The following is a 17330-nucleotide window of genomic DNA, read 5'->3' as shown; positions in this document are numbered from 1 at the left end:
AGGTCACTTCGGTGCACGTCTGAACGAGCGCAGCATGTCGCCCAGACCGCTGGACACACGCTCGCGCCGCTCCTCGGCTTGCTCGGGCGACTCATCAACACTGCCTGGCCGTGGGGCGCCAGGGTCCTTTGCTGCGTCAACGGCGTCCATGCAAATGCGGGAAAGTGCACACAGCGTTTTACCCTCCCACGGGCTGAGCCGAACGCCGTGGATGGACTGCCAAGCCACCAACTGTTCATAGCCAATGGGCATGCTGCCCATGGCCGATTTGATGAAGGGACCCAGGTCGAAGAACACTTCGAGGAGATAGCCGGCCGGTCCAGGGTCAGGCAAGTCAGGCTCACGGCCTTCTGCCTCGAATTCCTCGATGCGTGTGATCCTGGGTTCGTCATCTTGTTGCCGGGTCTTTTTTCCGTTCTGGGGCTTGAGCGGGGCGTTGAGCCACGCCCATGTGCGCACGTAGAGGCTCAGTCCTTCGGCGCACTCTTGGAAAAATTTGCCCAGTCCGCCGCAAAGGCGTTGACCTGGTCAGCCACCCAGCCGGCAGCAGGGTCCGCGTACAGGGCCTGCATCCCCTCGCGCACGGGGCGGCCTTCGAGGTCCAGGCCTTCAACGGAATGCGTGATGTCGGCCAGCAGCGCTGCGGTGTCGGCAGTGCGCTCCTCGGGCGTGCGCTCTTCCAGCGCGCGGCGGTTCTTCTTGACCAGCGCCATGACGCGGCGCTGCGCGCCCAGCTGGGCCTTGCGGTAGGGCTCCGAACCGGGGCCGTACACATGGATCAACACGGGCTGCTCCACCGCACCAGCGCCTTTGGTGGGGTCCTTGAAGTACAGGAGTTCGCCGGTGGCATCCTTCAGGTGCAGGGCAGCGGTGTCGGCAACGCGGAGTTGGGAAAGCTTGAGCATGGTGGTGGCGATGAATGAAAGACAGAGGGGCATGCCGCCCGGCCGCAGCCGGGCAAGGCGGCGGCGAATTACTCGGGGATGAAGCTGGCCTGCACTGCCACGTTGGCGAGCACGTTGGCATCGGAGCGCGGGTTTTCCGTGCTGTTGTCGCTCCACTTCTCGAAGTCGAAGCCGGCGGCAGCCTGAGCGAACACGGGCTTGCCCGTGGCGCCCTGCAGCACGGTCTGGCTTGCGACCCCGACGATGGAGCCATTGGCGCCGGCCGTGTAGGCCAGGGTGAACGAGATGGCCGGGACTTCGATGATGTCGTTGTCGATTTCCAGCTGTGCCGTGTGCGCCGTGATGGAATCGACGCTGCCCACGTTGAGCTTGAAGCTCATGCACTGCGCCGTGAAGTAGTGGCTCGAACCGTCCTGCAGGCGGATGCAGTAGCTGTAGCTGTCGTCGGACACCGATGCAGCCTTGAGCAGAACCTGGCCCTCGTCGTTCATGTCGCGGGCCATGGGCACGGACAGGCTGCCATCGTTGAAGCTGCCTTTGCGCTTGACGATGCGGCGGGTTGCCAGCGGCGAATGCGTGGCCTGGTTGTATTCCCGGCCCAGTTCGGCCAGATCGGTGATCTCTGCGATCTCTTTGAAGGCCAGGGCCTGGAAGCCGGCCGCATCGTAGGATGCTGGCCGGGCGGCACAAATCAGCAGCTTGCTGCCAGCCGAGGTACGAACGTTTTGGACTGCCATGGTCGTTTCCTTTCAGGGATGGGATGCCGGGCCGCGCGGGGCGCCCTCGGCGGTGAGGTATCGGCACAGCCACATGCCGCGCACGATGTAGATGGGTTGGGTAGCGGCGTCGTCCCACTGCCCACGGATGCCCCGAAGACGCGGTGGCGCGATCAGCAGGCCGGCCAGCACGCCGCCCGCAGCAGGCCCCATGCGCTCCTCGATCTGCGCATGTAGCTCCATGGCCTGCTCGCGCGCCTGGTCGCCTGTGGCAATGCTGGTGACATCGACCAGGAATTCCCGGTGCAGCGTGGCCAGGCCACCGCGCCCGCCCGAGAGGGGCTCGATCCCTTCGTCTGCCGCGCTGATATCAATGGCTGGCAGGGCACTTACCGGGTATGCGTTGCGACCTTCGACGCGGACGCTGTCTCCAGCCAGGGTGGCCGCGAGAACAAGATCCACGCGCCAGGCGGCCAGGATCTGCTGCTGCATGTGCTGCGCCATGTCAGGCCACCTCCAGCTGCAGCAGCAGCCAGCCGGACTCGTCGGGCTGGGGAGGCTCGGCGATCCGGTAGTTGACCTGGTCGATCTCGATGGGCTCGCCCTGGGCGATGCCAGGCACCATGTCAGCGGGCAGCCGACAGGCCAGGACGTAGGCACCCACCATTCCCAAGGCCTCGCGCGGGCCGCGCCGCAGGATGACGCCGAAGGGCTCGCCGCCCTGCCAGACAGCCACCGCATTGGCGTGGTGCCGCTGCTGGGCAGAGCGCACGCGCCCTGCCCGCTCGGCGCCTGGGATGAGGAGGAACGTCATACCCGGACCTGCTCCGCTCAGGCCGCGACCGTGCCGATGACGCCGGGCAGGCAGACGGCGCCCTGCGTGGCCGCGCTGTCGGCCGCCTCGAAGGCGAACGCCGCCCCCGTCACGTCGCCGGCCGTGGCCGCGCCTCCAACTGCGAATGCGCCGGTTTCGACATCCCAGCGCAGGGGCTGGCCCTGCGTCCAGGCAGTGCCTGCCGCCTTGGGCAGGACAAAGACGCCCACGCGCTCGGCGTTGTAGGGCTCGCCGACCTGGGCCGGACCATTGGCCACGGCGAGAATGGCGCCGATGGCCACGGGCTGGCCTGCAGCCACTGCGGCGGCAGCTGCCAGGACCTCGATGACGTGGCCGCGCTGTTGATAGTTTTTCATGGGTTGATCTCCTGAAAACGTGTGTGTGGATGGCGGTGCGCTCAGGCGCCGTTGCTCTTGGCCAGGCCACGCCAGCCCAGGCTCTTGGCTGCAAAGTCCAGGCTGGCGCGCAGCTTCACGCCGTCCACGTCTTCGCTGGAGAAGGTCTCGGTGCGCAGCCCCTCGTAGCCGTCCACGTAGGCGAACTCGACGGTGTCGATCTGGCCGCCGCGGGCCGCCAGGTAGAAGGCGGTGGTGGACACGTCATCCAGCAGCGGCTCCACGATGGGTTCCAGCGCGGTGCGGCCGCCAGTGCGGAACTCGTTGATGTCGCCGGACTTGGTGGGCTGGTAGTTCGGGCTGGTGAACTGGTAGGCCAGGGTTTCCAGGTCGGAGGGGACCAGCAGGAAAGCCGGCGCGATGTTCAGCGACTCCTCGTCACGGCCCTTTTGCTTGCGCATCAGCGTGCGCAGGCTGGACAGCGCTTCCAGCGAGAACTTGGACCCTGCGCCGGTCAGCAGGTTGCGATGCGCGGCATCAAACAGAGGCTCGCCATCCGACATGGCCGGGTTCTTCAGGATCTGGTCATAAACCAGGCGGTTTTCCAGGCGGCGTGCTGCATCGGCAAAGCGGGTGCCGGTGCGCGTCAGCGCGTCCAGGTCGTCATTGACGATCATCTGGCGGGTGATGGCGAGCGATCGGCCGAACGTGAAGGCGCGGTAGCCCGTGGCATCCTCGGACAGGTTGCCGTAGGTGTACTCGCCATGCTCGTTGAGCTTCTTCAGCTCGACATCGCCGTCCACGCCGATGACCTGGCGGATTCGGAAGTCAGGCAGGTTGGCTGCGCGGCGCGCCCACAACTGGTAGGTGCTGGGCGCCTGCTCGTAGGCCGCACGCAGCACGCGCTGGCCCACGCCACCCAGCAGCGCAGGAAAGTCCCCCGTGCCCAGCATGCCGGAGCGCACGCGCAGCGCCACGTTGACGATCTCGGCACGGCTCATGCCGCGTGTCTTCTGGCCCAGGCCTTCGGCCACCTCGCGCGCCATCTCCACCAGTGACAGCGAGCGGTACTGGCGGCCGTTGTCGTCCAGCTGCGCGCCAGGGTCCAGGCGGTGCATGAGCGCGTTTTCGATGCCGCGCATGCGCGTTTCGTGCTCGTCGCCCACGGTGCGGATGGTGGTTGTGGGTCCGCTGGCGTTGGCCTGGCTGCGCTGGTCCAGCGCCGTCAGCACGGCGGCGCGGGCCTGGTCCATGGTGGACTGATTGCGCAGCAGGTCGGCCTGCAGATCGGCCAGGTTGTGGCGCTGGCACAGCGCAACGATGTCGGCGGCGCGCTGGCCGTCGAAAACTGCGACGGGCGCGGGCTGCTGGCCACCCTCGGCTTGACGGTTCTGCGGGTTCTGCGCGACGTTCGCGGCCGGAGTGGTGTTGGCGGTCTGGCCGCCTTCACCGGCTTGGTTTGCTTGGGGCATACGTTGGTGCTCCTGGGTGGTAGGTTGGGCGGCTGCCCGTTGAAAGAACTCGCACGGCATGCCGCCCTGGGGCGCTGCACCGGACGGGGCCTGGGAAGTGGGTGCGCTGCGCGTGCCGGCGTTGGGGTCGGCAGGCACTGTGACGAAAGAGATTTCCTGCGGGGTCCAGGCGACTGCGCGGTAGAGATCGACGTTGATGCCGTCCGTGCGGTCCTGGGCGCGGGTGATTTCGTAGCGCTGGACGCTGTAGCCGAAGCTGATGGCGCGGATGATCCCGGCGCGGATGTCGGCCACGATGCCGGCCAGCTCGGGGCGCTGGCTCAGCCGGATCACGGCCCGGCCTTCGCCACCTTCGATCCAGCCCCGTACAGCGATGCCAAGGATGGCGGCAACGCCGCCGTAGCTGCGGTGGCCGTCCAGCACCTGGACCGTGCCGGCATCAAAACGGGCCATGTCCACGGCTTCGGGGCTGATCTGCAGGTCCTCGTCGTAGGGACGGTCGTTCCAATAGTCGTAGCGGCGCACCTTGGCGCCCGTGGTCCAGACCACCTCGACCGTGCTGTCGGCCTCGTTGTAGGTGTCGGGGACCAGGCTTGCGGCGCGCGTCTGCACCGGCAAATCGTGGATCTGGGGCGCGGAAGATTGGGCGTTGGCTTGTGGCATGGCGCTCAGTTTTCCGGTTTGACTGTCTCAAATCCCGGAAAACTGAGACGATTTCACTTCTGCCCCTGCCCCTCCATCTGGGCCACTAAGTCAATGGGGTTCTGCGCGCCCCACAGCGCAGCCAGCAGGGGCAAGATGCCGCGATCACGCAGCTGCACCAGGTCGCCCTCCAGCTCGCTGAAAACGGCCTCAGGGTCATAGCCCCTGCGCCGGATGACTTCGCTGATGCTCTGCATACCGCCCTTGACGGCGCTCAGGTCGCTGGCCACGTCCTGCACGGGGTTCGGGCTGGCCCAGCGAGGCGTGCTCCAATCCGGCGCAGCCACGTTTGCCGGCACCGGGGCCACCAGATCCACGGCCGCCACAAACCACCGCGCAATGGGCGCGCACAGTCGCGGCACGGTGACGCGCCACTGCTCGGATTCGACCTCGGCCCGGAACTGGTTCATGCTCATGCGCGAGGTGCTGAAATTCACCTCCGTCAGGTCGCCCGTCATCAGCTCGTAGGGGCAGCGATAGCCTGCGGCCACCTCCTTCCAACCCCCTTTCATGTATTCGCCAAAGCCCGGCACGGCCTTCGGCTCGATGAAGGTGGGATTGGTCATGCCTGGCGGCAGGCCCACGATGCCGCCGCCAGCAAGATCGCCCAGGTCCATCAGGCCGGGCTTTTGCCCTCCAGCCTCTTCAGGCAACGGCGGCGGCATGCCTCCGGCCCCTTCCATCTCGGCCAGCACCCCCATGCGCGATTCCAGCTGCTTGCGCTGCAGCTCGGAATCACCGTAGGTATGCAAGTCGCGCACCTTGGCGATGATGGGCGCCAGGCGCGTGATGCCGTCCTGCTGGCCGGGGCGCTCGGAGTCGAAGAAGTGGATGATTTCATCGGCCGGCACACGCTGGCTGGTGCCGCTGCGGCCCAGGGTCCACATGCCGGAATCACCGGGGTGGCGGTCGAACAGGTAGTAGGCCAGGCGCTGGCCGCGCTTGTCGTACTCGATGCCCCGGATGATCTCGCGCCCGCCGGCAAGAACGCCGTTGCGCTCCACGTCCAGAAAGTCGATCTCCAACAGCTGCAGCTTGAGCGGCACCGTGGAGCCCATGCGCTGGATGTGCTTGCGGATGAGCACGGCGCCATCCACGTCGCGCGTGCGCTCGGCCTTGTACTGCAGGCCGTAGAAGTCCAGCAGGCCGTCATAGTCGGCATGGGGCACCCATTCGCGCCAGCGTTTGGCCAGGCCCTCGTCGGCCCACACGGGCACGATGCCCTGCCCCACGCGCATGGCGAGCACAGCGCTGACGGCGCGCACGATGTTCGGCACGTTCTGCGCAAGTGAGCGCGCACGCATGCGCAGCTCGCGCGCATCGGCGGCGTGGTCTGCCGTGGGGCTGGCCCCCGAGCGCTTGACGCGCCAGCCATCGGCACGGCTGGCGCCCTCGTAGGCGCGCACCAGCATTTCCCGGGCGACTTGGCGGCGCACGCCCTGTGCGGGCGAGAAATAGCCGACAACACGGTCGACCAGCGTGGGGGAGGCCCTGCGGGCCACGGTACGGCGCTGCATGGTCAGCGGTCCCGCAGGCCGGCGAAGCGAAAGCGCGCCACCAGGGCGCGTGGCTGGCCGGTGCCGGCCACGGCCGAAATCTGCGTGTGCAGATCCCGGCGCGCGCCCATCATCTCGTCCAGGCTGCGATAGGTGACCGAGGCGCCATCCTCGGTCGTAATGGTGCGCTCACCACTGTGGATGGCAGCATTGAGGCGCGCGAGGCGCATCTGAAGGTCTTGGAGCGTGCTCATACGCCGCACGCTACCGGGGCAACTGTCTCATTTCCCGGAAACCTGAGACGGATTCAGCCGACTCGCTTCTAGGTACCGGTACACCGTTGCCCGACTGATGCCCAGCGTGCGCGCCACAGCCTTGGCATTGCGCCCGTTCCACAGCCGCAGCACCTGCCGGCGTTCCTCTGCCTTGCCCACGGAAGACCGGGCGGGAATGTAGGCATCCTGGCCGGCGAACTCGCTGCGCAGCTGCTGCTGGACACGCTCAACAATGGCGGGGCTGCCACGCAGCTCGGGTAACAGTTCGACCAGATAGTCGAACATGCGGTCCACGAGGTCTGGTGCGAAATCCGCTTCTGGCGTGGCGGGCGACTTGGCCGCGTCCGGTTGCATGAGGGGCAGAGTAGTGTTGGATTTGGAGGTCATGAGGGCTACCAGGAACGGGAGAAGCCGCCGTTTCGGCGAATGGGAGCTGCACGGCGCGGCGCTGGGTCCGGAGCACGGGCAGGGGATGAGGTAGGAGCAGGCGACGGTGCTGAAGCGGTGGCAGTCGCAGTGGCCGGAAGTGCGCCAGCGGGTGGCAGTTCAGGCGGGCTGAAAAGGTCGCGCGCAGGCTGCACCATCTGCTCGACCTGCGACCAGCGCGCATCGGTGTACTTGTGCAGGCCCTGGGCCATGGCCGCGTGGATGGCGTAGTTGCGGCAGTCCAGATCCTCATTGCGCTGGCGGCGCTTGACCCAGCGGTAGGCCTCGCGGCCCTGGACCTTGGCCAGGATGCGCTGCTCTGCGGTCAGCTGCTCGAAGAACTCGCGCGGCAGGTCCTCGCTGAAGTGCACGCAGCCCGGTCCGGCGTCCGTGATCGCCAGCTGGCCCAGCAGCAGATCCTTCGCGTTGTCCACGCCCACCAGCCAGAGCTTGATGCCCTGCTTGATCTTCTGGCCGCGCCAGTCCATGTCCTGCATGCTGGCCGGCCCGACGATGGGCCGGTTGTCGTTGTTGTCGCCCTTGATGGCGCGCAGGTTGGGCAGCATGTGCTGGTGCGTGCGGACATAGTTGTAGACAGCCTGCGTCTGGTCGGACGAATCGATGCTGATGGCGCTCAGGCCCAGGCTGCCGCCGTGCCAGGCCTGGCGGTAACGGCGCTGCAGGTAGGCCGTCACGGGCGCCCAGTCGCCTTCGCTGGATGGGTTGCCCTCGATGATGTGGCGGTCCACGATCCAGCTTTCCATGCCGCGCGCCCAGGCCCAAACGTTGATCTGCCACCAGGTGCGCTGCACGTCCACGCCAGCCGTCAGCACCAGGCCGCCGACGGGCACCGTACCGATGGCATAGGGTTCGGCTCGGGCCTGCAGCACATGGTCGTCAGTGCCCTCCCCCTTCAGTTCCCAGGCCTGGCCCAGCGTCTCGTTGGTGAACGAGGTCATGGGGCCTGCATCACCCTCCTGCAGGGCGCGGTGGGCCTTCTCGAACTCGTCCACGATGGACGCCCAGGTGCGCTGCGGGCTGTACGCGGCCCAGATGTGCACGCCCAGCGTGCGCGGGGGCCTGCAGGGCGTGCCATCGGCACCGCGCCAGATGCGGTCTGCACCGAAGCGGCGGCCAGAACGCCGGCACACCCAGGCGCCGGTCAGCGGCCAGCCGCCGGGCAGATATTCAGCCTGGCTGATGGACTCCCGGCAGTGGGGGCACATGTGGCGCACCGTCTCAGGCTTGCCAGCCTCCCACTTGAAGCCGTGCATGGCCTCCTTGCCGCCCCAGGTCAGCGGGTGCTCGGCCTCGCAGCGCGGGCACTCGATCAGGTAATCGACCTCGTCCTCGGAATCCTCGCAGGCGCGGCTGACGTGGCAAAGGCCCTTGATGCCGGGCGTGCTGCCGCCGATGAACTTGGGGTATGGAGCGCCTTCCAGCCGGCCCTTGGCCAAGGTGCCGGGCGAGCCTGCGGACTTGTCCTTGCTGCCTCCGATGGTCTGGTCGAACGCCGTCCATTCGTCCAGGATGGCCACGGCCACCGTGATCCGGCGGTAGGCCCGCGCCGCCTTGCCGCCCAACAGGTGCAGCACGCTGTCACGGAAAGGCTTGTACTTGATGGTCTCCTCGACCCGGCTGCCCTGCTTGCGGGCAGCGATTACCGATGGCACGCCGTCCTTGCTGTCCAGCAGCGGCTCGATCTCGGTCTTGACGAAGCTGTCACGGTCGTCGTCGGTGGGCTGCCACAGCGCCTGCTTGCGGCGACGGTGCGCGATGTTGTAGCAGACGAAGGCGGTGATCATCTTCGAGTAGCCGACGCGCTTGGACTTCTTGACGGCCAGCTCCTCGATGCGGTCGTCGCTCATGAAGTCCAGAATGCCCACCTGGAACGGCCAGGCCACCCAACCGCCTTTCTGGTGGCTGGATTCGCCGGCCAGCAGGAAGTGGTCGGCGGCCCATTCGGACAGTGTTTGCGGTGCGTCGGCCCGCAGGCTGGACAGGCCCAGCTGCGCGGCGGCCTGGATGGCTGAAATCGCCTCTCTCGACAGGGGTGCGCTCAAAATGCGGCCTCCTCGTCCAGCTCATCCTCGTCGGGCGCCTCGGCCATGGCCGCCACGCGCTCGCCGATCAGCTTGGACGTGACGCGAATCCATTCATTGCGGGCATCGGCCAGCACGCGCAGCACCGTGACACGGGCATCCTCGGGCAGATCCGGGCAGGCCTTGCGCAGCTGGCCCTCGATCTGGTCCATGCGGTCCACCACGGCCGAGCTGGCCAGGCCCAGCACGTCCGCCAGGGCGCCGATGGGCGCGAATTCGCCACGGGCGACGGCGTTTTTTAGGTCCTGGGCCTCGCGCTGCGAGCGCGCCAGCGCCGCACGCTCCTGGACCAGGTCCAGACCGCCCAAACCGGCCGATGCACGGCCCGCCGCCTGGTCACGCAGGCGCTCGCAGTATCCCAGCAGCCATTCGTGGCCCGAATCGCCCCGGACGATCACGCCTTCGCTCACCAGCTGGCTCACGCGGGCCTCGCTGACACCGATCAAAGCAGCGAATTCTGCTTGCGAAATAGGAGCATTAAAGTAAGGCAGGACCTTCACTTAACCCCCTTAGGAAGGTTGCGCAACAGTCCGCACACGCGGCTCGAATTACCCGCTTCCAAGGGGGCCAAAAAGGACCCGCGACCCTGCCTATTTTTTGAGCACATCGAGAGGGGCGCCCCCGCGCCGATGAGGGTGCGCACCGTCATGCCGACACCCCCTGGCGCTCGGCCAGCAGCGCATGCACTGCCGCCTCGTAGTCCGCGAACGCTCGCCGCAGGCCCTGCCCCGCTCGCGCATCGCACCAGTCGTCGTAGCCTGGCATGCCCAGGCTGGCCGCCATACCCTCGACGCCGCTGCGCGTGTCCGCCCAGTTGTCGGGCTGCTGCCCCTCGCCTGCCGCAGATGCCAGCATCACCACGTCTTTCCAACGCTGCTCACGCACCCAGCGCAGCAGGCTGGGGCAGGCCTTGCCATCCTTCGCCGCCAGCAGTCCACGCTGCTGCTCAGCGGCAGCCAGCAGTTCCTCGGCCGTCACGTCGCCACGGGCGATGGCATCGGCCACGGCATCGGCCACATCCACCAACCTGGTGCGCCGCTGCTCCGGGAAGCTGCCTGCAAGTGCCGTGGCGATAGCCAATCCACCGTTCGCCCCCCCTGCAGGGGGGTTGGGGGGTATGTATTGGTTTTGGTTCTGGTTCTGGTTACCCGTGTCATCGCCGTGACGAGGCGTGACACCACCCGTGACATCACCGTGACGCGGCGTGACATTACCCGTATCACCACCGAGCCAGTCCGTGCCATTGAGCGTGACACTGGTGTCTGTCACGACGATCCCATGCTGACGGCACAGGGCCATCAACTCTGCCGCCTTGGCCTTGGCAGCGGGCACGACACCGATAGCACGAAGCGCAGAAAAGATAGCACTTCGCCTAGCCCTGCTGCGCTTCTGCCTCAGGTGCTCATTGCTCTTGACCTCTTCTCGCCCCTCCTGCTGCTGGCGGAACTGGGCCACGATCTGCTCGCATTCGTCGTTCTGATATCGGCCATCGGGCAGCAGCGTGAAAAACTCGGCCAGCACGAACTGCAGGGCATCGATCTCTTCCGGCGACCGGCACAGCAGGCGCCGCGCCAGCAGATCGAAGCTGGAGCCGTCCAACGCTGCCTCGGTGTCACAGTACATGTCACGCATGTCACGGTAGATGGCACGCTCCAGCCGTGACAAGTGCCGTGTCGCGGTGTTGAAGTCGCCGATGTGGTGGGGGTAGTGATTCATGCCTGCTCAACCTTCGATATCAATTCAGTCCGTCAACGTCGCCTGCTGCAGGCGGCAGCGCACAGGCTTGACCAGGCGATGCGGCGGCAGGGAGCAGGCCCGCGCCGCCACCTCTTCCACGCGCTTGGCCGCCACCAGCGCATTGACCGTGCTGGCCACGCTGGAGATCTCCAACCATTCGCCGGTGCACTCGTTGTGGAAGTCCCGCAGTTCGCGCCGGCTCAGGGCGGGCTGCCCCCGGCGGTGGGCCTCGGCCAGGCTGCTGTACAGCCGCTCGTTGAGGCGCACCCGCGTGGCATTGCCAATGGCGGAGAACGAATCCGCCTTGGTGTCATGCGAGGTCACCTGATGGGTGGTGTGTTGCATGTCTATCTCTCCTGATATCAGCCGGGCCGTCAGCCCAGACTGGCTTTCTTGAATGCGTCGTAGACTCGGCCACGGACCCAGCGGGGAATCAGCTCATCGATGCCCGAGCGCTTGCGCACCCCGTCCAGGCTGATGCGGGGCTTGTAGTTGCCGCCGCGCACGAACATCAGCACCGGCCGCACATCCGCGCCGCCGGTGCCGGTCACCGCCCAGATCCCGGGCGGCAGGTTGGATGCACGCCTGTCGTACTCACCGCGTGCCGTAGCCCGTGCACCGCCGCGCAGGCGGCCATAGGCCACGATGTAGCGGATGCCCTTCACCGGCCCCATGAAGCGCGCGCCCTTGCCACCGCGCTGGTGCAAGGCCTGGATGCGCCCCTTGGTCATGTTGGCCCGGTAGCCCTGCTCGCCGAAGGCCTGGAAGTAGGCAATCAGCTGTACCAGGGTCGAGCCTTTGAGGTTCCCGCGTCCGTCATCACTGCCCGGATACGGAGTGGCCGGGATCGCGGTCTGGTAGCCAATGGGCAGGATGCCTGCCGTGCGCAGGGCCTTCTCGCTGCGCTTGTCGCGGCGCCGCCCGCCGTCCTCCTGCGCGGCGAGGATCTGCTGCGGGTCCACACCCTTGCCACCCATGTAGGTAGGCGCCACCAGGGCATTGAGATCGCCGACCGTGGCCTTCTTGACCACCTGCACGGACTGCAGCACGTAGCCTGTGGGTCTGTCAAAAACGCTCTGCATTTCAGAGCGCATGGAATTCTTGACCCGGCCCGCACCCATGTTGATGGCCTCGGCCGTGGCCTGCGCAATCTGCCCACCATCCAGGCCGGCAAGGGCACGCTTGTATCGATCACCGCCCTCAGGCTTGATATCAATACGCATTGCCACCTCCAGGGGTGGCAGCCAGGCGCTGCTGTGCCGAGCGGGCCAGGTACTGCGCCATGACCGTGAGTTCCTGCACCTGACGATCCAGGCGCCGCACGGCATTGCGCGACGGCTGCCGGTGCGCATCAGCTGCGGCGCGCGTGACCTCGGCCACGGCGGACTGGAAATGCATGAAGGCCTCCACCGGATCGCCCTCGGCCTGGTCTGGCAGGGTGCGCCGGCACTCGAAGCCCAGTTCGCTGGCCATTGCATGCAGCACCGCTGCATTGCCCGTCACCACCTGCAACCGCACGGATTCGCGCAGCGTCAGGTGGTGGGTGTCGTTGTTGGTGTTGAGCTTGTGCTGCAGCGTGCCGGCGTTGATGCCCATGCGCACCGCCAGGGCCTTGATGCCGCCCTGGCTGGTCTGCGCGATCAGATAAGCCGCGTCGAGCACGTCCATGCCGGCGGCAATGTCGGCTTGAGGCTCACTTTCGACATAGCCAGGGGCGATGCCAACTGAGAAAGTTGCACTCATCAGCACAACCCCTTACGAGCCAACGACATGACCCACAGCACAACACCCGCAACGCCCACTGCAGACACCATCGGCAGCCCCCAATGGGCGCAGGCCCTGGAGCTGTTCATGGGCCAGATGATCGAAGTCTTGGAGGGCGAAGGCCGAGCCGGCTTCAGCGCAGTCGCGCTGGCCCGCTGGAGCGAGCTGTGCTGCCAGCGCATGCAGGAGTCCGGGAGTGCGCCGCCGGAAGTGATTTCACAGCTGCGGGGCATCTCTGCAAGAGTGGTGGCATGAGGGGGAAAACAGGTGTCCGCCCCTGCCTTGGGTACGATGGAAGCTCTCACACCACCACCAACTACGCCAAGGAGGGCGGACAAAATGGGACTCTTGGACTCACAGGCCATCACGATCAATTGCCCGAAGTGCCGCCGCGAGCGACGCGAGACGATTGGGAAGCTTCGCCTCAACCCGAAGCTCACCTGCCAGGGTTGTGGAACCACACTGGATATCGACGCCCGCAGTCTCGACAGCTCCATGAAGAAAGTAGACAAGAGCCTCGCGGACCTCAAGCGATCCTTTGGCCGCTTCAGCAAGTAGCGCGAGGTCGGCTAGCAGCCTTGTCTGGCCAACAAGCACAACACGAAGGGTTTGATCAGCCATGGGCTGCCTCCTGCCCTGCAGCGAAGGCGGCATGCCCCTCGACTCGATGTGCCAACAACGCAGGAAACTCTGCAGTCAGAATGGAGCCGGCCAGACTGCCAGCTGTAAAGGCATGCACCACCCCCATCGGGCTCAGGTCAGTGCGATCTACCAACCGCCGGAGAAGCGCGAACGCGTCATCCATCGTCTGCGGGGCAAGCTCACCATCAATAGGGTCGATGGCTTCGAACTCCGCCAAACCCAGACCCCACGCCCGCAGCGACATCAAGCCTGCGCTTTCAAGCGTCCTGAATTGTTTGTATGTCAGGCCCTCGCGCCATTTTCCGACCGTCTTCAAAGCTGCGGCGAGCTCTTCGGGGGACATGGGCTCAGCCATTGGCGACCTCCCCAAGCTTGGAGGAATGGATCCAGAAATATCACTGGCTGCCTCGGGATGTTCGCTCAATGAGTCCAGAGGACATTCGCCTTGCGTTGCACGAAGAAATGCAAGACTGGACTCTGCCTGCAGCCGCGCGCTGAGAAGCGGATCAGCCACCGCCAGCGAGCGCAGCCACAGCGCTCGCGCCTGGCATCGGAACAGTTCTCGGCGCAGTTCTTCAAGCATGGGCACCTCCTTGCAGCAGCAAACCCAGAGCCCAGCCAGCCATCACCAAATCAAAAATCAGATCCACTACAGCTTGGCCAGCCGTGCGCCGAGGGAACTCTCCGCGCGCCAGCCAGATAGCCCGACCGCATACACAAAGAGCGCAGATCACCAGGGAAAACCAAAGGTAGGCATGCATCACTGCCTCTCCATCAAATCGGGGGTACGGCAGCCATGCTGCTTCTTGCCGTAACGGCCGATCTCGCACAGAACTGCCTGTTTAGCGATATCTGGCGCGCGTTCTTGATCAAAGTCCGCCAGCGCGGTCGCCAGCATGAACATCAGCAACTGCGCCTCTTCTGGAGTGAACGAGCGCCGCACGGAGCGATGACCCTTGCGCAGCTCCATGCGCACACCGCCATTGGCACGAGAGAGCACCATGAACGCGGGACGGTTGAGGGGTTCAGCCATGAGCCACCTCCTCAACCTGGGTTGCGTGCTGCGCCAGTTCTGGCCAGTGACTCTGCCAGTCATCAGGGCGTAGATCCTTTCGGGTGACCACGCCCTGTGTCGCAACTTCAATGGCTGTGCAGCGGTGCAACGGGATCGGACGCGCCCCGCAGAGCCAATCAGAGAGGTCCGAGGCGTGGGCGCCAATTTCCCGAACCAACCGCGCCTTGCTGCCGCGGCCCTGCGCAGAGAGATAGTCCGATAGCTTCATGAACAAATTTTAGCCTGAAGCTAATCATTTGCGCTAGCCCCCTGCACATTGTCGATGTTAGCCATCCGCTAAATACTAGCCCTATGCAACCAGTTGAAGCCACCCGTCGGCACAAGCTCAGCATCCTCATCAAAGAAGCAGGAAGCCAAGCGAACCTCTCCGAGATCATCGGCAAAGCTCCCGCACAGATCAGTCAATGGCTCAATGCCTCGACCAACTCCAAGACGGGTAAACCGCGCGTGATGAGCAACGCCACAGCACGGGAAATCGAAACGCTCACCAAAAAACCACACGGCTGGATGGACCAACCCCTGACCCACGAGGAAACGAGCGGCGACGAAGCACCAAACACGGCCCCAGCCGAGCCTGAAGTGCAACGAATCCCGCTGATTTCGTACATACAGGCTGGCCGATGGCGCGAAACATGTAACGTCTTCCAGCCAGGTGATGCTGAGGAGTGGCTTTTTTCCGACCGAAAACACTCCAAGGAAACCTTTGCCCTCACCCTGAAGGGCAACTCTATGGAGCCAGACTTCAAGGAAGGCGACCGTGTCGTAATCGATCCAGCGGTCACTCCCAAGCCAGGCTCATATGTGGCTGCCCGCAACGGAGGTGAAGGGGCCACGTTCAAAAAGTACCGTCTACGCTCTGTAGATCTGCTGGGCAACGAGATCTTTGAGCTGGTGCCACTCAACGACGACTACCCAATCATGCGCTCAGACGAAACTGCGATAACCATCATCGGAACCATGGTTGAGCATCGTCGCTACTTCCGATAGCCAGAGAAGATTATTTAGCTTTAGGCTATTGACCTTGTTATTAGCCTAGAGCTAAGATTCGCCTACCGAGAAGTACTCGGCGGGCACCACGGCATCGACCGGGCAAGCCCCGGTCTTTCACAAGTTGCACGCCGATGATGTCTGCTCGACCTGCCAGGCAGACCGGCACAAGCACCAGCGGGCATGGGCCGCTGCTCTGCGCGGGTAGTCCTGCCCGGCCCAGTCCTGCCAAAGCGCGGTAGACGGGCGACCAGGTGAGGCAAACAGGGTTGCCAAGAACAGAAAACCCCAGCCAGCGATGGCTGACAGCCCGGAAAGAACGGGCAATAAAAAGGCCCAGCACTTAAGGTGCTGGGCCTGTCAATAACGCTGTGAAATACGAAAAGATCACATAGGACTGAGGACTACTAACCGCGCGTAGTACCCGATACCTTTTGGTCCTTACGCAGCAGCTGCACGATTTCTCCCGCAATTTCCTTGACAGCCTCAGAGCGGATGGCATCAAAGTTTATGCCGCTCTTCCTTTTACAGACACCTTGGATGCTCGTTGGGATCAACCCAACTTCGCCTTCACCGCCAAACACATTTTTATATCTGATGTTGGAGCATTCAATTTTCTGCTCAGATTTCTTGCCAGATATGACTTTTGATCCCTTGCCAGCAGAATCGCTGACATTCATGCTCCAACTGATCTCATAGTTGGTTGTGGTGGTATCGTAAAGAACGCTGGCATTCTTCGGAATCAGCAGTCTCGTAGCAAAATCCAGATCGCTAACCGTTTGCGTTCTTACGAGAGGATTCCCAGGTCGCTCAGTGATGCGCAACCGCGCGATGGTCAGCTTTCGCTTAGCCTCGTCTTCAACAGTTATCCACTCATCAAAGTCTTCAAGCGCCTTCGGAAGCTCATCTATGAACGGATCATTGCTGTCAGAAACGATCTTCACTTGAAGCTCTCTCTCTGCTCTAGCCTTGGCGGCCAAGTCGGGAAGCACGGTCGCCACCTCTTCCTTGAGCTGCTTTTTCGAGAGGTCTGCGCGCGTGACGAACTGCAGAACATGTTGCTCAATCACTGGGTCACGCGTCGCTGTGTAGACGGCAAGAACTCCAGCGAGGTCGCGCCACGCGCCTGGCCCCATTGACTTGATCAGGTCAGCCATTTTTGTGCGCACAACTGGCAAAAGCGCAGCAGCCTTTGCATTGTCACTATTCTTCATGGCCGAGTAAACGGACGCATACGCCTCCAAATCCGGCAGTTCTCCATTGAGCGCTCGGCGATACTCAGATTCGTACGCCGCGCCCATGTACTTCGGCAAATCTGGATAACTCTCTTTAAGCTCAGCGTTCAAAGTCGTGGGCTTCAAGATCGCTTGCTGCGCCAATTCTTTATAAAGAATTTGGTTGATATCTGCCGCTTGCCCCGCATCCAGCAGTCCACCTCTTTGAGCATTGGCCATATACAAGACCATATCCTTGAAGAAGGCGCGATTCTTTTCTTTATATTGGATGAATTTTTTAGTGTCTTCGTAGAACTGAAGCTGATATTGAGAACCGGCGGCATCCTTGATTCTTGCCACCAGCTTATCAACGTCGTCTCTGCCGGCCTTGGCCTCGTAGTAACTGACCGAGTACAGAGCACCAGAATAATTCTTATCCTTAATTGCCCTATCTTCATAAGTAGTAGCGCAAGCGGTGAGAAGAATGCTCAGGGCAATGGTGCTGCCAACCGTCCTCAAATTCATATCTGCTCCAAACTTTTGACACCCGAGTTTACAGGTTGTCACGCCACACGACCACGTCCTCCACGCAGCACATCTGCTCTGAATGGCACATGTGGCTTTCATTTCCGCCGGGCCTGGGCTTC

23 protein-coding genes are annotated in these 17330 nt (G+C 64.0%); 2 read left to right on the top strand and 21 right to left on the bottom strand.

The window, feature by feature from the left end:
* Nucleotides 1-3 precede the first annotated feature (3 nt).
* The 16 genes from G4D77_RS26990 to G4D77_RS26915 form a co-directional block, all read right to left on the bottom strand.
* Nucleotides 4-459 carry a hypothetical protein gene (locus G4D77_RS26990; RefSeq protein ID WP_213757788.1) on the bottom strand — a complete coding sequence of 152 codons (456 nt, stop codon included), beginning with the start codon at nt 457-459 and terminating at the stop codon, nt 4-6.
* 8 nt (nt 460-467) lie between these two features.
* Nucleotides 468-905: a hypothetical protein gene (locus G4D77_RS26985; protein WP_250134236.1), complete on the bottom strand. Its 438-nt coding sequence runs from the start codon at nt 903-905 to the stop codon at nt 468-470.
* Nucleotides 906-973: 68 nt separating this feature from the next.
* The gene (locus tag G4D77_RS26980; RefSeq protein ID WP_012206478.1) at nt 974-1642 is read right to left on the bottom strand and encodes an InlB B-repeat-containing protein; all 669 of its coding nucleotides are present in this window, start codon (nt 1640-1642) and stop codon (nt 974-976) included.
* Between the two features lie 12 nt (nt 1643-1654).
* Nucleotides 1655-2125: a hypothetical protein gene (locus G4D77_RS26975; RefSeq protein WP_213757786.1), complete on the bottom strand. Its 471-nt coding sequence runs from the start codon at nt 2123-2125 to the stop codon at nt 1655-1657.
* 1 nt (nt 2126) lies between these two features.
* Nucleotides 2127-2435: a head-tail joining protein gene (locus G4D77_RS26970; protein WP_213757785.1), complete on the bottom strand. Its 309-nt coding sequence runs from the start codon at nt 2433-2435 to the stop codon at nt 2127-2129.
* A 17-nt stretch (nt 2436-2452) separates the two neighbouring features.
* On the bottom strand, nt 2453-2812 hold the full coding sequence (locus G4D77_RS26965; protein WP_034395262.1) for a DUF2190 family protein: 360 nt from the start codon (nt 2810-2812) through the stop codon (nt 2453-2455).
* Between the two features lie 41 nt (nt 2813-2853).
* Entirely contained in the window at nt 2854-4926 is a 2073-nt protein-coding gene (locus G4D77_RS26960; protein WP_213757784.1) for a prohead protease/major capsid protein fusion protein, read from the bottom strand.
* Between the two features lie 53 nt (nt 4927-4979).
* Nucleotides 4980-6482, bottom strand: a complete 1503-nt coding sequence (locus G4D77_RS26955; RefSeq protein ID WP_213757783.1) for a phage portal protein — start codon at nt 6480-6482, stop codon at nt 4980-4982.
* Between the two features lie 2 nt (nt 6483-6484).
* A complete protein-coding gene (locus G4D77_RS26950; RefSeq protein ID WP_034395255.1) occupies nt 6485-6715 on the bottom strand; it encodes a phage head-tail joining protein in 231 nt (76 codons plus the stop codon).
* A gap of 27 nt (nt 6716-6742) precedes the next feature.
* Complete coding sequence (locus G4D77_RS26945) at nt 6743-7123, bottom strand: Mor transcription activator family protein (RefSeq protein WP_213757782.1); 381 nt, start codon at nt 7121-7123, stop codon at nt 6743-6745.
* 5 nt (nt 7124-7128) lie between these two features.
* A complete protein-coding gene (locus tag G4D77_RS26940; protein WP_213757781.1) occupies nt 7129-9225 on the bottom strand; it encodes a phage terminase large subunit family protein in 2097 nt (698 codons plus the stop codon).
* Entirely contained in the window at nt 9222-9710 is a 489-nt protein-coding gene (locus tag G4D77_RS26935; protein WP_213757780.1) for a hypothetical protein, read from the bottom strand. Before G4D77_RS26935 ends, G4D77_RS26940 begins: the two co-directional genes overlap by 4 nt.
* A gap of 199 nt (nt 9711-9909) precedes the next feature.
* Nucleotides 9910-10980, bottom strand: a complete 1071-nt coding sequence (locus G4D77_RS26930; RefSeq protein WP_213757779.1) for a YdaU family protein — start codon at nt 10978-10980, stop codon at nt 9910-9912.
* Nucleotides 10981-11004: 24 nt separating this feature from the next.
* Nucleotides 11005-11346, bottom strand: a complete 342-nt coding sequence (locus G4D77_RS26925) for a hypothetical protein (RefSeq protein ID WP_034395242.1) — start codon at nt 11344-11346, stop codon at nt 11005-11007.
* Between the two features lie 29 nt (nt 11347-11375).
* Complete coding sequence (locus G4D77_RS26920; protein ID WP_213757778.1) at nt 11376-12224, bottom strand: hypothetical protein; 849 nt, start codon at nt 12222-12224, stop codon at nt 11376-11378.
* Nucleotides 12214-12744, bottom strand: a complete 531-nt coding sequence (locus tag G4D77_RS26915; RefSeq protein ID WP_199136431.1) for a phage regulatory CII family protein — start codon at nt 12742-12744, stop codon at nt 12214-12216. The genes G4D77_RS26920 and G4D77_RS26915 overlap by 11 nt, the downstream gene beginning before the upstream one ends.
* A 27-nt stretch (nt 12745-12771) precedes the next feature.
* Here G4D77_RS26915 and G4D77_RS26910 point away from each other — a divergent pair, with 27 nt between their 5' ends.
* The gene (locus G4D77_RS26910) at nt 12772-13020 is read left to right on the top strand and encodes a hypothetical protein (protein WP_213757777.1); all 249 of its coding nucleotides are present in this window, start codon (nt 12772-12774) and stop codon (nt 13018-13020) included.
* A gap of 99 nt (nt 13021-13119) precedes the next feature.
* Here G4D77_RS26910 and G4D77_RS26905 read toward each other — a convergent pair whose 3' ends face one another.
* From G4D77_RS26905 to G4D77_RS26890, 4 genes are all read right to left on the bottom strand, one after another.
* Nucleotides 13120-13386: a hypothetical protein gene (locus G4D77_RS26905; RefSeq protein ID WP_213757776.1), complete on the bottom strand. Its 267-nt coding sequence runs from the start codon at nt 13384-13386 to the stop codon at nt 13120-13122.
* Complete coding sequence (locus G4D77_RS26900; protein ID WP_213757775.1) at nt 13379-13990, bottom strand: hypothetical protein; 612 nt, start codon at nt 13988-13990, stop codon at nt 13379-13381. Before G4D77_RS26900 ends, G4D77_RS26905 begins: the two co-directional genes overlap by 8 nt.
* Before the next feature lie 177 nt (nt 13991-14167).
* Nucleotides 14168-14440 carry a hypothetical protein gene (locus tag G4D77_RS26895; RefSeq protein ID WP_213757774.1) on the bottom strand — a complete coding sequence of 91 codons (273 nt, stop codon included), beginning with the start codon at nt 14438-14440 and terminating at the stop codon, nt 14168-14170.
* Nucleotides 14433-14690, bottom strand: a complete 258-nt coding sequence (locus tag G4D77_RS26890; protein WP_213757773.1) for a transcriptional regulator — start codon at nt 14688-14690, stop codon at nt 14433-14435. The genes G4D77_RS26895 and G4D77_RS26890 overlap by 8 nt, the downstream gene beginning before the upstream one ends.
* Nucleotides 14691-14773: 83 nt before the next feature.
* On the opposite strand from G4D77_RS26890, the gene G4D77_RS26885 reads away from it, so the two are divergent.
* The gene (locus tag G4D77_RS26885; protein WP_250134235.1) at nt 14774-15469 is read left to right on the top strand and encodes a S24 family peptidase; all 696 of its coding nucleotides are present in this window, start codon (nt 14774-14776) and stop codon (nt 15467-15469) included.
* A gap of 407 nt (nt 15470-15876) precedes the next feature.
* Here the strand turns inward: G4D77_RS26885 and G4D77_RS26880 are convergent, their stop codons facing one another.
* Nucleotides 15877-17208 carry a hypothetical protein gene (locus G4D77_RS26880; RefSeq protein ID WP_213757772.1) on the bottom strand — a complete coding sequence of 444 codons (1332 nt, stop codon included), beginning with the start codon at nt 17206-17208 and terminating at the stop codon, nt 15877-15879.
* Nucleotides 17209-17330 lie beyond the last annotated feature (122 nt).

It is taken from the genome of Delftia sp. WY8, from assembly GCF_018437695.1.
GTDB lineage: Bacteria > Pseudomonadota > Gammaproteobacteria > Burkholderiales > Burkholderiaceae_C > Comamonas > Comamonas tsuruhatensis.
The sequence above is the reverse complement of the archived record's forward strand: the minus strand, read 5'-3'. Positions and strand labels throughout refer to the sequence as shown.

Excerpts from the sequence above, each read along its gene's own strand:
- G4D77_RS26985 (WP_250134236.1), bottom strand. The coding sequence starts at position 905 with ATGCTCAAGCTTTCCCAACTCCGCGTTGCCGACACCGCTGCCCTGCAC.
- G4D77_RS26980 (WP_012206478.1), bottom strand. The coding sequence starts at position 1,642 with ATGGCAGTCCAAAACGTTCGTACCTCGGCTGGCAGCAAGCTGCTGATT.
- G4D77_RS26975 (WP_213757786.1), bottom strand. The coding sequence starts at position 2,125 with ATGGCGCAGCACATGCAGCAGCAGATCCTGGCCGCCTGGCGCGTGGAT.
- G4D77_RS26970 (WP_213757785.1), bottom strand. The coding sequence starts at position 2,435 with ATGACGTTCCTCCTCATCCCAGGCGCCGAGCGGGCAGGGCGCGTGCGC.
- G4D77_RS26965 (WP_034395262.1), bottom strand. The coding sequence starts at position 2,812 with ATGAAAAACTATCAACAGCGCGGCCACGTCATCGAGGTCCTGGCAGCT.
- G4D77_RS26960 (WP_213757784.1), bottom strand. The coding sequence starts at position 4,926 with ATGCCACAAGCCAACGCCCAATCTTCCGCGCCCCAGATCCACGATTTG.
- G4D77_RS26955 (WP_213757783.1), bottom strand. The coding sequence starts at position 6,482 with ATGCAGCGCCGTACCGTGGCCCGCAGGGCCTCCCCCACGCTGGTCGAC.
- G4D77_RS26950 (WP_034395255.1), bottom strand. The coding sequence starts at position 6,715 with ATGAGCACGCTCCAAGACCTTCAGATGCGCCTCGCGCGCCTCAATGCT.
- G4D77_RS26945 (WP_213757782.1), bottom strand. The coding sequence starts at position 7,123 with ATGACCTCCAAATCCAACACTACTCTGCCCCTCATGCAACCGGACGCG.
- G4D77_RS26930 (WP_213757779.1), bottom strand. The coding sequence starts at position 10,980 with ATGAATCACTACCCCCACCACATCGGCGACTTCAACACCGCGACACGG.
- G4D77_RS26925 (WP_034395242.1), bottom strand. The coding sequence starts at position 11,346 with ATGCAACACACCACCCATCAGGTGACCTCGCATGACACCAAGGCGGAT.
- G4D77_RS26920 (WP_213757778.1), bottom strand. The coding sequence starts at position 12,224 with ATGCGTATTGATATCAAGCCTGAGGGCGGTGATCGATACAAGCGTGCC.
- G4D77_RS26915 (WP_199136431.1), bottom strand. The coding sequence starts at position 12,744 with ATGAGTGCAACTTTCTCAGTTGGCATCGCCCCTGGCTATGTCGAAAGT.
- G4D77_RS26910 (WP_213757777.1), top strand. The coding sequence starts at position 12,772 with ATGACCCACAGCACAACACCCGCAACGCCCACTGCAGACACCATCGGC.
- G4D77_RS26905 (WP_213757776.1), bottom strand. The coding sequence starts at position 13,386 with ATGGCTGATCAAACCCTTCGTGTTGTGCTTGTTGGCCAGACAAGGCTG.
- G4D77_RS26900 (WP_213757775.1), bottom strand. The coding sequence starts at position 13,990 with ATGCTTGAAGAACTGCGCCGAGAACTGTTCCGATGCCAGGCGCGAGCG.
- G4D77_RS26895 (WP_213757774.1), bottom strand. The coding sequence starts at position 14,440 with ATGGCTGAACCCCTCAACCGTCCCGCGTTCATGGTGCTCTCTCGTGCC.
- G4D77_RS26890 (WP_213757773.1), bottom strand. The coding sequence starts at position 14,690 with ATGAAGCTATCGGACTATCTCTCTGCGCAGGGCCGCGGCAGCAAGGCG.
- G4D77_RS26885 (WP_250134235.1), top strand. The coding sequence starts at position 14,774 with ATGCAACCAGTTGAAGCCACCCGTCGGCACAAGCTCAGCATCCTCATC.
- G4D77_RS26880 (WP_213757772.1), bottom strand. The coding sequence starts at position 17,208 with ATGAATTTGAGGACGGTTGGCAGCACCATTGCCCTGAGCATTCTTCTC.